This window comes from Anaeroplasma bactoclasticum, from assembly GCF_003550015.1.
GTDB classification, from domain to species: Bacteria; Bacillota_I; Bacilli_A; order Acholeplasmatales; family Anaeroplasmataceae; genus Anaeroplasma; species Anaeroplasma bactoclasticum.
The window spans coordinates 51007-64457 of record NZ_QXEV01000010.1 but is presented as its reverse complement, the minus strand read 5'-3'; the positions used below and the strand labels follow the sequence as shown (position 1 = coordinate 64457).

Here is a 13451-nt window from a genome sequence, read left to right as displayed (position 1 = left end):
AAAAAAATTTATTGCAGTCTTTGCAGTAATATTTTTGCTTTCCTTTGTTAAAGCCATATTTAATGAAGGAAAGAGATCCACAATGCGGACAACAATCTGGATCATGATTAAAGTTTTCTTCATTCTTGGTGTCTTCAGTTACTCTATCCTTTACCAATTTATAAATATGTGCAGATATAAAGTCTAGTTCTACGGGTGTTAATTTCTTTAAATCATCTAATGTCATGGTTAAATACCTCACTTTGACTGAAGTATAAACTCTATTTTTACATTATTGATGTCTATTTACCAACTTTTTGTTTGAACTTAGCAAAAAACAAAAGAAAACTAGCTTGGGCTTTAGGCTGTGTTGCCTTAGGCTTAACAATTTCTGGTTGTGGTGGCGGAAATTCTACTTCTACTAAAGAAACATTAGGTCCTACAGGAACTGAAACTACAACCGAAACTACAACCGAAACCACAACCGAAACTACAACTGAAACTACAACTACAAGTACTACAGAAGAATATCAGTATCCAACAAGACATGATAAGGATAGTGTTACTCCTACTGTAATTAATAAAGAAACTGTTACTGTAGATGTATCAAGTGATTCATTATATGTAAAGAAGGTTGAAAACCTAAATGATAATTTCATTTTAGGTATGGACTCTTCTTCTGTAATATCACTTGAGGATAGTGGTGTTAAGTATTTTGATTATGATGGTACAGAAACAGATTTATTTAAGGTATTAGCTGAATCTGGTATTAACTATGTACGTGTTCGTGTTTGGAATGATCCATATGATAGTGATGGAAATGGATATGGTGGAGGAAATAACGACATTGATAAAGCTGTAGAAATTGGCCAAAGAGTAACAAAATATGGCATGAAGCTTTTAGTAAATTTCCATTATTCTGATTTCTGGGCTGACCCTGCAAAGCAGAAAGCCCCTAAGGCTTGGGATGGATTAAATATTAATGATAAATGCGATGCATTATATAATTATACATATGAATCCTTGTTACAGCTATATGCTGCAGGCGTTGATGTTGGTATGGTTCAGGTTGGTAATGAAACAACATCTGGTATGTCTAGTGAGACAGATTGGAAAAAAATTTCTATGTTAATGAATGCAGGTTCTAAAGCAATTCGAGAAATATATCCTGATGCATTAGTTGCAGTTCATTTTACAAATCCTGAAAAAGCAGGTAGATATGCTGATTTCGCAAGACGCTTACGTGATAATAATGTAGATTATGATGTATTTGCTTCTTCTTATTACCCATATTGGCATGGTACACTTGATAATCTTGCAAAAGTATTAAATACTATTTCTTCTGTTTATGGTAAAAAAGTAATGGTAGCTGAAACAAGCTATGCATATACTACTGAAGATACAGATTCTTGGGGTAATACAATTGGTAAGCCAAGCACAACAGATGGTAATAAATATGATTATCCTATTTCCCCTGCGGGCCAGGTAAACCATGTAGTTAATGTTGTAGATACATGTGTTAACCAAATGACAGATTGTATTGGTGTATTCTACTGGGAAGGCACATGGATTAGTGTTGGCAATGATTGGGCAACAAACCAAACAAAATGGGAAACATATGGTTCTGGTTGGGCATCAAGCTATGCAGCAGAATATGATCCTAATGATGCAGGTAAGTGGTATGGTGGATGTGCTGTAGATAACCAAGCATTCTTCGATGCAACAGGTCATCCTCTTGAAACATTAAAGGTTTGGGCTTTAATGAAGGATGGTAACACTTCTGTTCCTAAATATGTAGATGGTGTTGAAAGTGTTGAAGTAACATTCAATACTGCAGATACTATTGTATTACCTGAAAAGGTTAATGTAATTTATAATGATAATTCTTCTGCTCAAGTAAATGTAACTTGGGATTTCCCTGATTCCTTAAGAGAGGCAATCCCTTCTGGTGGAAATAAGGATTATGTTATCACTGGTACAATCGAAGGCGGTAAGGAAGTAGAATGCTTACTTCATGTATTAATGACAAATTATATTAAAAACTATAGTTTTGAAACTACAACTCAAGGAAAGTTAGATAATTGGGTATATGAAGTTGATGGCACACTAAATGATGACTATAAAGTATTAGTTTCTGGAGAAAATCCAAAGAGTGGAAGCCAAGCTTTCCATTTCTGGGCAAACAATGCAAACACAGTTAAATTCAATGTTCATCAAGAAATCACTGGTCTACAAGCTGGTATTTATAACTATCATTTAGGTATTTTAGGTGGAGCTAATTCTAAACCTGCACTTGCAGCAAGTCAAAACATTTATATGTATGTTTTAATCAATGGTGAAGAAAAATACAGAACAGCTATGAATTTCACTACTTGGGATGATGGATATAAGGTATATTCCATTGAAGGAATCGAAGTAGAGGAAAATGACGTTGTTGTAGTTGGATTCTACTGTGAAGCTAACGAAGCAAGTTCTTGGGGCGATTTTGATGATGCTCTACTTAATTTAGTAGGCTAAAATAAAAATTGTTTTAAATAAAACTATACTATGTTAAAATGTAACCGTAAGGTGTTAACCTTGCGGTTATTATTTTTATTTTGGAGGTCGCCTATGAAAAAAATATATAAAAGCATACTATTAGGACTTTCCTTAAGTATTTTTTCTTTGAGTGTAACATCTTGTAACAATAATAATGAAGAAAACAAATTTATCGAAAGTGATAATGATCGCGTCTTTTATGAAATATTTACTTCTTCCTTTTCTGATTCAAATGGAGATGGAATTGGAGATTTAAAAGGAATATGTAATCGCTTGGATTACTTAAATGATGGCAATCAAACGAATGGTTCAAGTCTAGGCATTCAAGGAATATGGTTAACACCAATATTCCAATCCCCAAGTTATCATAAATATGATGCAACAGATTATTATACAATTGATAAAACATTGGGTACAAAAGATGACTTAACTAACCTAGTTAATGAATGCCATAAAAGAAACATTAAATTAATTCTAGATTTAGCAATAAATCATACTGCAACAAATTCAGAATGGTTTAAAAACTTTGTAAAGGCACATCAAAATAATGATACTGAAAGCAAATGGTATGATTGGTATACTTGGAGTAATGATACTTCTGATACTTCAAGAGCATGGAAAAAGATTACCAATGCCTCTCATTATTATGAATGTAATTTTGATTCATCCATGCCTGAATTAAATCTTGATAACGCTAGTGTTAAAGATGAACTTCTTAATGTAGCTAAATACTGGTTAGATTTAGGTGTTGATGGATTTAGATTTGATGCTGCAAAATATATCTATTATGGAGATGATAAAAAATCTGCACAGTTTTGGGATGAATATATTAAAGAATTAAAATCCTATAAAGAAAACATTTATACAGTTGCGGAAGTATGGAATGAGGATGGTTCTATTGAAAAATATGCTCCATACATTAACTGCTTTAATTTCCAAATGGCTCAATCCGAAGGATATATTGGACTTGCAGCAAGAGGACAAGCAATATCTAAATATACTACTTATGTATCTTCTTTCAATCAAAATTTAAAAACTATTAATTCAGATGGAAGATTGATTTCCTTCCAATCAAATCACGATACCAATCGTGTTGCAAACTGGTTAATTGATGAAAATCAATACAAAATGGCAGCCAATTTATATCTTCTTACTCCTGGTTCCCCATTTGTATATTATGGTGAAGAAATTAGAATGATGGGATCAAGGGGGTCAGAACTAACCGATGCAAACCGTAGACTTGCAATGCTTTGGGGTGATGGTGATACTATTAAAGATCCTACAGGTTCAACATGGTATTCAAGTGGCAAAAAACAAAATGGTACAGTAGCTGAACAATTAGAAAATGAATCTTCTACATTAAATTATTATAAAAAGCTTATTGCTTTAAGGAACAAATATCCATTAATTGCGAAAGGAACATATGCATCTTTATCTATTCCTGGTGCTACGATTGGTGGATTTAGGGTTGAATATGAAAACCAAACTTATTTCCTAATTCATAATAATAAAAATATAGAATTATCTATTAATTTATCATCTTTAGGAAATAATTTGGAAATTTTGGATTCTATTGGCGTAAATAGTGCCTCTATAAATAATGAAACACTAACTATTGGTGCATATACTTCTATATTATTAAAATAAACATTATATTTAAGTGCAAAAAGAACTGATTTTTTTCAGTTCTTTTTTACTTTGATTATATTATTGATTAAACAAACAAAACACAAAATTTAGGCAAAATTAAAAGGAACCCCTGTGTATGAAAACAGGGGTTCCCCATCACTTAAAATATTTAAAGTATACTTTAGGGATTAGTTTAATTAGAATCCGTTATAAGACTCTGGCTTTTCAAGGTTATGCTTAGTTTCATCATCGAAGAAATGCATAACATTAGCATTGAATGTAACCCACATTCTTGCTCCATAAACCATAGAAGCTCTCATTTCTGGAGTAAGGGTCATAGTTGGAACACGTACAATTAATCTTGTCTCATCATCTGTGTAAACATGAAGGTGTAACTCAGAACCCATCATTTCGTTAACCTCAATTGTTACAGGGAATGCTTCAGGAGCACCCTCTTCTGCTAAGACGATATGTTCAGGACGAACACCTAAGATTAATTCCTGAGGCTTAATGTTAAGCTCAGCTAAACGATCACCCTTATGACCATCAACAGGGATTGTAGCGTTAAATGGACGTACAAAATATCCCTCATTTGAACGAATTAATTTTGCATTGAAGATATTCATCTTTGGAGCACCGATGAATTCAGCAACGAATAAGTTATCTGGATCATCAAATACTTCAGTTGGAGTACCTACCTGCTGGATGAAACCATCCTTCATAATAACGATACGGTCACCTAAAGTCATGGCCTCTGTCTGGTCATGTGTTACATAGATGAATGTAGTATCGATTTTCTTACGTAATAAGATAATCTCGGCTCTCATTTGGTTACGTAACTTTGCATCCAAGTTAGAAAGTGGCTCGTCCATTAGGAATACCTTAGAATCACGAACCATTGCACGACCGATTGCAACTCTCTGACGCTGACCACCGGATAGAGCACGAGGCTTTCTTAATAAGTACTCAAGAATACCTAAAGTTTCAGCTGCAGCTGTAACTCTCTTATAAATTTCATCATTTGACATCTTCTGTAATCTTAAAGAGAATGCCATGTTTTCATATACAGTTAAGTGTGGGTAAAGTGCGTAGTTCTGGAAAACCATTGCAACACCACGGTCCTTAGGCTGTAAATCATTTACTACTACTCCGTCAATTTCAACCTTACCTTCAGAAATCTCTTCTAGACCGGCAATCATACGAAGTGTTGTGGACTTACCACATCCGGAAGGTCCAACGAATACAATAAACTCTTTATCTGCAATATCAAGATTAAAATCATGAACTGCAACGACTTTATTATCATAAATTTTCTTTACGTTTTTTAATCTAACACTTGCCATAATATATTCTCCTATCCTTTGACAGCACCACCGGTTACACCTTCAACATAGTATCTTTGTAGACACATGAATAAAATTGTAACTGGAATTGCAACTAATACACCACCAGCACAGAACTGTGTGTATCTATCATTTAAACCACCAGGTGTTTTAATATAATTTTGTAAACCTGGAGCAACAGTCATACCTTGAGTTCTATAATTAGATACATAACTTGCAAAAATGAAGTCTCCCCAAGGGCCCATGAAAGCTGTTAATACTGTATAAATAACAATTGGCTTAGAAAGAGGTAAAATAATCTTATAGAATACCTGGAAACGTGTAGCACCATCAACACGTGCAGCTTCATCTAGTGACTTTGGTATTGTATCAAAGAAACCTTTCGATACATAATAACCCATACCAGATGATGCGAAGTAAACTAAAATCAAACCCCACATTGCGTTATTCAAGGTCAATCCCCATCCATCCAAGATTGTATAAGTAACAATCATAGAAACGAAACCAGGGAACATACCTAAAATAAGCATAAATCTCATTAATGATTTACGTCCCTTGAAACGAAGACGAGATAATGTATAAGCCATCATCAATACGAATAAAGTTTGTAATACGGCAGTGAAAACAGCAATGATTAATGTATTAACATACCATCTACCAAATCCTACGAATTTACCGCTTTTAATGTTATTTTCAAATAACGCTGCATAGTTTTTGAATCCCCAACTTTCTGGCCAAATATAACCTACTGGCCATGTAGATTCTGTACGGAATGATTCTAATACAATACCAACAAATGGGAATAACCAAATAATAGACATAAGTACTAGTACTGTATATAATACAATATTAATTATTCTATTCTTGGTTGACATTTTCATGTGGAGTTTTTGTTCTTGAGGCTTTGCTTTTATATTTGTTGCCATTATGAGTAATCCTCCTCGCTTCTATTTGATGGTAATAAGTTATAAACAATTAATGAAATCACAGATACAACAATGAAAATCATAATTGAGATAACGGCTGCTAAATTATATAGCTTACCATCAGATGCACCTGTTGTAATATTATACAACCAAGTAATTAATAGGTCTGTATCACCAGCACCAATTACACATTTTTGTGCCTCAGTAACCTGAATAGTTACATCGAAATTAGTATTCTTTGGTCCACCACCAGTTAATAGATAAATAACGTTGAAGTTATTAATATTACCTGTAAATGATGTTAATAGATAAGGACCAGTTACGAATAATAAATATGGTAAAGTAATCTTTGTAAACTGCTTTACTCCACTTGCACCATCAATCTTTGCAGATTCATATAAATCTGCAGGTACATTCATTAATACACCAGTAACAATTAACATTAAGTATGGAATACCAACCCAAAGGTTAATAATGATTACCATTACTCTTGATAAAACCTTATCATCCCAGAATGAGAACTTATCTCCAACAATGTGCATATCTTGTAATGCCTTAATTACATATGCATTATTACCGAAAATCTTGGATACATATAGTAAAGAGATAAACTGAGGAATGGCAATAGTCATAACTAGGATACCTCTCCATAATTTCTTAAACTTAATACCCTTTCTATTAATCATAAGTGCAACGAATACACCCATAATATAGTTTAGGAATGTTGCAAAGAATGCCCAAATTAATGTCCAACCAAGAATTTGACCAAATGTTGCACTAAATGTACCAGTTGTACCATTACTCCAAGTGAATAACTGGCCAAAGTTGTCCCATCCAACCCAGTCAAATAGCTGACCATTTGCAGGATCATGGCCTGTACCATAATTTGTAAATGCAATTAATATCATGAAAACAATTGGTAAAACAGTAAATATCATAATACCAACTAAAGGTAATGCTAACATTGTCTTATGGAATTGATCATCTAATAAAGAACGCATATCTTCTTTAGAAGTTCTTAATCTTCTACCAGACTTAAGAATATCTTCAGCAATCTTATTCTGCTTAATATTTAATCTCCAAGTCCAAATGAAAGCAAATGCCCATGCAATAGTTAACACATCATATAATAAAATATTAAATGAGTTATCATAATTAGGATCATATGTTCCTGTTCCAGGTTTTACATGTCTTGGCACATCACCAAGTGAACCTAATTGAGATAGCCAGTTGCCACCATTAACAATCATATACCAAATAAAAACAAGCTCCATAGCTAAGAATAGAACTCCACGAATATACTGTTTACGTGCAAAGCTACCAAAGCCAAAGATGAAAAAAGAAACCTTAGTCTTCCAATCACCATGTACGAATGTCTGTCCAATTTCTTTAAATTCAGCGCCTATCTTTAAGAAGAATGATTTTGTTCCTTTCCAGATAGTTATACCTAAGTTTTTGAACCAAACTGGAATCGCATAAAGGAATAGTAAAAACTTATACGAAATCTTACCAAATCTACTTAATTTTAAATATTCTAGATCTGTATATCGGGTCATATATGCCCCCTCCTTCTTCTTTTATTAAAAATAGCAGGTTGAGGTCATAGACGACCACAACCTGCCTCTTTAATCTAAATGATTAAATTATTCTGCCTTAGTAATGTGAATAGTCTGAGCTACTTCATCATAAACTAATGTATAAGTACCTACTTCTAAGAAGTAAATGTTCTTATCACCATTAGCCATAGACTTTTCCATATCAACTAATGCCTGAGATGCTTCATCAACGTTTTCAACGTTAGCAATTGTCTCCCAAGTACCAGCCTTAACAATACGGCCACCTCTATTCTTAGGGTTACCTTCATCATCATCACCAGCTAATGTATCAGGAATAGTGAATGTCATTGTATAAGTACCATCTGCAGCACTATAAGTCATAACATTATCTGGATTTGCATTACCCCAACCATTCCAGTCACCAACTAAGCTACATCCACGTAATTGGAATGCTTCTTTTAACTTAGTTTCATAATTGTCTAATACAGCCTGTAATGCTTCATCAGAACCATCAGTTTCAGCAGCTTCAGTAGCAATATTGTTACCTAATGTCCACCAAGAACCATAGATGTTACCCTGAGCAACAGAGTAGTTATCACGCTGAGTATATAATGCCTGTAAAGCAGGTTCAGAAGAAACATCAGAATTTTTCTGAGATGCTAAGTTAGATGGACCCCAAGATAACTGATTGAATCTTGCTGTAGAGCACTCTTCACCAGCTAAATGGTTAGCAATGAACTGTAATAATAATACTCTGTCTTCTTCAACCTGAGGCTTAACACCCATTAGCTTACAACCAGAGAATTCATAAATCTGAGTAGCTTCACCAGCTTCGTTATGGAACTTAGGTAATACTGTAGCTGCATAGTCATCACCTAATGCACCCTTAGCAGTAGTAATATCCCAAGAACCTGTAATAACTACAGAAGATCTATTTGCTGCACTGAAGTCAGCACCAGAAGATGAATTAACATATGCTGAAGAGCTTAATAACTTATACATAGCCTTAATAGAATCAAGACCCTTTTCAGCAAAGTTATCTTCCATATGGATGAACTCACCATAGTCATCTGTTTCCCATTCAGAAACGCAACCAGCGCCGAAGAAGAAACCAGCAGAGAACCAAATATTCTTTAAATCCCAAGAGAATTTAGTTCCCTTTTCTTCACACTTAGCAATAATTGCTTCATAGTCAGTCATATCAACGCCTGCCATATCAGTCTTGTTATAGAACATAATATAACCGTTGTCAGAAGTAATAGGATATGCATACATTGTGTTACCAACTGTTGCAGCCTTTACAGAGAAATCATCAACTTCAGTAGCTAATGTCTGAGTTACCTTCTTAGATACAGGTACAATTGAGTTTGTAGATACTAAACGAGCTAACTGGTCCTGAGCAAAGCAGTAAATATCTGCTGCAGCAGTAAAGTCCTTTAATACGTTAGAAGCTGCATCACCTTCACCAACGCCTTCAACTGTAACATCGAAGTCTTCTGCTCCGATAGATTCAAGATAAGCGTTAATCTGAGATTCGAATAAGTCAGCAACGCCAGCCTTTTCAGAACACCATACATGGATTTCTCTATCCTGAATGTTGTCCCAATCATAAGTTGTTGGATCGATTTTTTCAACTGGAGCCTCAGTTGTAGTTGTTGTTCCCTGGCCAGATCCAGATGGCTTAACAGATGTAGTAGTTGTAGTTTCACCACCATCTGTCTTAGTTGCAGTGTCAGTAGTTCCACCGCAAGATGCTAAAGCTAATGTAGCAACACCAGCGATAGCGATAGTACTTAAAAATTTCTTCATACTTTTTTGTTCTCCTTTTAAATATTTTTAAGTGTTTTGTTTTGTGTAAAGTATGCGCATATGCACACGCTTTCAGTACTTTCATTATAGCACTTATGGAAAACAAGTCAATAGCGTTTTCATCTTAGAATGGGTTTTCGAAATTTTTTTCGCATTTTTTCGAAAAAATCGTTAAATTTTCTGCTTTTTAATGTTAAATACGACATTTTCGATACATTTGTTTTTGTATTGATAGTCAGACTATCATTATTTAGGGTTTCATTTATTCATTTTCGTAAAGTAAATTTTACATTTATAACAAAATTATTTTGCATCTTTTTCATAAAAATAACAATATTATTTCATTTTTATAAAAGTTTGACTAATGAAACAAAAATGAAAATCTTTTATTTATCCTATTTTATATATAATATAATGATTCTCTAAAAATTTTTACTTAAAAATCTTTAAAAGGAAAAAGCACAAAACAAAGAAAATCATTTTGTACTTTTCATAAGAAATACTATTTTTTTAATGTATATGCATCAAAGGAAGGAAGTAAATTTCCCTTATAATCGGCAAAGCATTGGTTACACCAATCACTTCTTTCTTCTTTAATAAAGGCACCTGCATTATAAATTTGAGCTTCCTTAGTCCCCCATTTTATACCTTCGCCTGGAATTAATAATGGCTCCCAGAAGAATACGCCATCTAGCTTCTCTTCTTCTGCTCTTTTTAAGAATGCCTTAACAAATGCGGCCTGACCTTCTTTTGTGAAATCAAATTCCTTTTTAAAGCCATATAAGGAATATGTATCTTCTCTAATAACCAAATGGTTATTACAGCCTTCTTTATAATCCTCTAGGGTGAAGGCATAGCCAAGTTCCATAACCATTACTTGTTTTTTAAACTTATTACGGCATAAATTTAATGTTCTATATAGATCATCAAATGTTCCATGCCAATATGGATAATAGGATGCACCTAGAATGTCATATTCTACTCCATATTTTTCTAATTGTGTTAAATATTCATCATAAACCTCTGTATCATATACTCTTTCTAGATGAATAATAATCTTACAATCTGGTGTAGTTTCCTTAGTAGCTTTAATACCTTCCTTTAATAATGCACAAACCTTATCATAGCCTAATCTTACGCCACCATTAGGATTTTCTAAAAGCTTACCATATGGCCAAAGTAGTCCATTTGTAATTTCATTACCAATTTGGATTAAAGAAATCTCTACACCGTCTTTTTTTGCATTTAAAAGGGTTTCTTTTGTATATTCATATACATCCTTAAGAACTTCCTCATAAGAATGATCCTTCCATGCCTTAGGTAAAACCTGCTTAGCAGGATCTACCCAGAAGTCAGAATAATGAATATCAAGTAAGATTTTAAAGCCCTTAGACTGTGCTAGCTTAGCCAAACGAATAAAATAATTATAATCACAAGTACCTGCTCCATATGGCTTACCATCTAATGTGTATGGATTATGCCATAAGCGGATACGCATATAATTTACACCATTTTGAATAAATCTATCTAGTGGGTCAATTTCCTTGCCATCAAGATAAAACTTATTACCTACTTCAAGCTCTTCTAAATATGTTGATGTATCTACGCCTAGAATCATGATTATTGTTCACCAGCCTTATGAGGTTCTACCTTTATTGGCTCATTATCTTCTCCAAAATCAACAACTCTATACTTCATAAGCTTATAACGATATCTCGCCTGCTCATTTAGTCTTTCAACATCAGCCTCACTGCCAGTAAAACCGCATCTTAAGCAGTAATACTCCTTTTTTTCTTCATCAAAGAACATATCCATGTCGATATCACGCATAAAGCATGATGGACAACGGAAATTTAATTTGCCTTTTGTAGACTGAGACATGTCTTCATTCCTCCATTCTTAACTGTTTTACGTAATGCAATACGGAATACAGGGGAGAAGGCAATACCTTCTTCTACCTCATATTCATTAACATCACCAGACATAACAATTCTTGTCTGGATTTCAGGAACGATAATATAGGCTTCCTTAGCACAAGTCTTAGTAATCTTTCTACCCTTAAAGCCATATAGCATATTATCCTGATCTACTCCAAGTAATACATGAGTTAAATCCTGCTGATATTCTGTCGTGCCATATCCTGCAGTAATATATTCAGTTAATGTAACCTCTTCACCCTCTAAATCAGTTAAGATATTACGTTCAGCAATAACCTCACCTGTACCTTCTACAAATGTGAAGATAGATTCAATAGTAATATCTTTATCAGCTAAAGTAACAGTTACAGGGTCTGCAGTAATTTTAACACCACCATCAACATGCTCATATTTTGCCATAGTACGGCATAGACATAGGTCAGTTTCTTCTCCCTTATAAGATACCTTACAAGACTTAATAGTACCTGCACCTGCATAATGTGTAAAGAAACCAGCACGGTAGTTAATTTGAATTAAATATGGATAGGATGCATCATATACATTTTCTGTACCAATACCAATCTTTTGAGGGATTCTTGCAACATATGGACGTAAGTCAATCATTGCACCACCCTGGTTAAAGTCTAAGCATGTACGAATATATGGGTCTGCATACCAGAATAATTCCTTATTAGATCCATATAAAATATCCTTCCAAAGTGCACATTCACCAGTATTATAGTTTGGATGGCATCCTCTATAGAAATCAGCAAATTCAGCCATTGTTAAATCTAATAGCTTGCCTTCCTTCTTTAATTTACCATAATACTTCATACCATCCTCATAGGACTTAGCTAAAAGCTCATATGGAGCTTCCCATCTACCCTTACGGTTTAACCAGCCTGGTCCTACAAACATCATATTATATGCATAACCATTATTATATTTAGCTAAATGTCTAAACTGATCAATTAGGTTATATAAATATGGATATTCCCAAGTACCCTTATCCTTATAGTAAATCATACCACGTAATACATTCTGTGGATGAGTACCAAAGTTAGAGCCATTACCATCAAAGCATGCCATTAAATCACGGCTTAAATGTGGAATTGCAACAATTCCAGAGTCATCTGCTTCACAAGATGCAGGGCAATGAGAATTAATCTTTGATGGAATCCATGGGTTCCATGGACCACCATCCATAAATGTATACCAGGAGTTATTACATGTATGGTATGCCTTAGGGCCTTCCTCCCAGCATGTTGCAACTGCACATTTTACTGTAGGATAATGCTCCTTAATGTAATTAATACAATATGCATCTAGGAAATAAGAGCCTGTAGATTCTGGGTAGAATCCAAATTTCTTATAGAATAATCCAAATACATCATCGATGATTTCTGCTTTTGTTGCATCATCAAACATCCAAATACAGAAATCCTCTGTTTTATATTTTTCTTTAAATTCCTTACAAGGTAATCCTAGTAAGGATACACCAATTTCATCACCATATTTTTCATGGTGCTCCTTTGCCATTTCACAAATCTTATCAGAGAAAAGAGATGCATAAGTAATCTGAATAGTTGTTTTTAAGCCATACTTATGAGCCATTTCCTGCTGGAAGATAAAAATATCTAATGATTCATCCTTTAAGCCCTTTTTTCCGCCAACCTTTTCAGCGTATTCAGGGGATAATTCAGGACGATGAATGATATTTACTACAAATTTGTTCTCCATAATTTAAAATACCTT

Annotated in this window: 10 protein-coding genes; 2 read left to right on the top strand and 8 right to left on the bottom strand. The window is 33.9% G+C overall.

From position 1 onward, the window contains the following. Nucleotides 1-226 (bottom strand): IS1 family transposase (locus EI71_RS10160; RefSeq protein ID WP_162849803.1); only part of this gene is annotated, 226 nt, incomplete at its 3' end. 74 nt (nucleotides 227-300) lie between these two features. Here EI71_RS10160 and EI71_RS05665 point away from each other — a divergent pair. Beyond that, nucleotides 301-2496, top strand: coding sequence for a glycosyl hydrolase 53 family protein (locus EI71_RS05665; RefSeq protein ID WP_162849802.1), 2196 nt, complete (start codon nucleotides 301-303; stop codon nucleotides 2494-2496). Nucleotides 2497-2589: 93 nt separating this feature from the next. Further along, complete coding sequence (locus tag EI71_RS05660) at nucleotides 2590-4164, top strand: alpha-amylase family glycosyl hydrolase (RefSeq protein WP_162849801.1); 1575 nt, start codon at nucleotides 2590-2592, stop codon at nucleotides 4162-4164. A 179-nt stretch (nucleotides 4165-4343) separates the two neighbouring features. On the opposite strand, the gene EI71_RS05655 is transcribed toward EI71_RS05660, so the two are convergent. From EI71_RS05655 to EI71_RS05625, 7 genes are all read right to left on the bottom strand, one after another. Beyond that, a complete protein-coding gene (locus EI71_RS05655) occupies nucleotides 4344-5489 on the bottom strand; it encodes an ABC transporter ATP-binding protein (RefSeq protein ID WP_119016284.1) in 1146 nt (381 codons plus the stop codon). An 11-nt stretch (nucleotides 5490-5500) separates the two neighbouring features. After that, a complete protein-coding gene (locus tag EI71_RS05650; protein ID WP_119016289.1) occupies nucleotides 5501-6364 on the bottom strand; it encodes an ABC transporter permease subunit in 864 nt (287 codons plus the stop codon). A gap of 50 nt (nucleotides 6365-6414) precedes the next feature. After that, nucleotides 6415-7971, bottom strand: coding sequence for a carbohydrate ABC transporter permease (locus EI71_RS05645; RefSeq protein WP_119016283.1), 1557 nt, complete (start codon nucleotides 7969-7971; stop codon nucleotides 6415-6417). An 87-nt stretch (nucleotides 7972-8058) separates the two neighbouring features. Next, nucleotides 8059-9780: an extracellular solute-binding protein gene (locus EI71_RS05640; protein ID WP_119016282.1), complete on the bottom strand. Its 1722-nt coding sequence runs from the start codon at nucleotides 9778-9780 to the stop codon at nucleotides 8059-8061. Between the two features lie 502 nt (nucleotides 9781-10282). Continuing rightward, complete coding sequence (locus tag EI71_RS05635) at nucleotides 10283-11398, bottom strand: glycoside hydrolase family 53 protein (protein WP_119016281.1); 1116 nt, start codon at nucleotides 11396-11398, stop codon at nucleotides 10283-10285. A 2-nt stretch (nucleotides 11399-11400) separates the two neighbouring features. Continuing rightward, nucleotides 11401-11661, bottom strand: a complete 261-nt coding sequence (locus EI71_RS05630; protein WP_119016280.1) for a hypothetical protein — start codon at nucleotides 11659-11661, stop codon at nucleotides 11401-11403. Beyond that, on the bottom strand, nucleotides 11634-13436 hold the full coding sequence (locus tag EI71_RS05625) for a hypothetical protein (protein ID WP_119016279.1): 1803 nt from the start codon (nucleotides 13434-13436) through the stop codon (nucleotides 11634-11636). Before EI71_RS05625 ends, EI71_RS05630 begins: the two co-directional genes overlap by 28 nt. Nucleotides 13437-13451 lie beyond the last annotated feature (15 nt).

Excerpts from the sequence above, each read along its gene's own strand:
- EI71_RS05640 (WP_119016282.1), bottom strand. The coding sequence starts at position 9,780 with ATGAAGAAATTTTTAAGTACTATCGCTATCGCTGGTGTTGCTACATTA.
- EI71_RS05630 (WP_119016280.1), bottom strand. The coding sequence starts at position 11,661 with ATGTCTCAGTCTACAAAAGGCAAATTAAATTTCCGTTGTCCATCATGC.
- EI71_RS05660 (WP_162849801.1), top strand. The coding sequence starts at position 2,590 with ATGAAAAAAATATATAAAAGCATACTATTAGGACTTTCCTTAAGTATT.
- EI71_RS05635 (WP_119016281.1), bottom strand. The coding sequence starts at position 11,398 with ATGATTCTAGGCGTAGATACATCAACATATTTAGAAGAGCTTGAAGTA.
- EI71_RS05650 (WP_119016289.1), bottom strand. The coding sequence starts at position 6,364 with ATGTCAACCAAGAATAGAATAATTAATATTGTATTATATACAGTACTA.
- EI71_RS05645 (WP_119016283.1), bottom strand. The coding sequence starts at position 7,971 with ATGACCCGATATACAGATCTAGAATATTTAAAATTAAGTAGATTTGGT.
- EI71_RS05655 (WP_119016284.1), bottom strand. The coding sequence starts at position 5,489 with ATGGCAAGTGTTAGATTAAAAAACGTAAAGAAAATTTATGATAATAAA.
- EI71_RS05625 (WP_119016279.1), bottom strand. The coding sequence starts at position 13,436 with ATGGAGAACAAATTTGTAGTAAATATCATTCATCGTCCTGAATTATCC.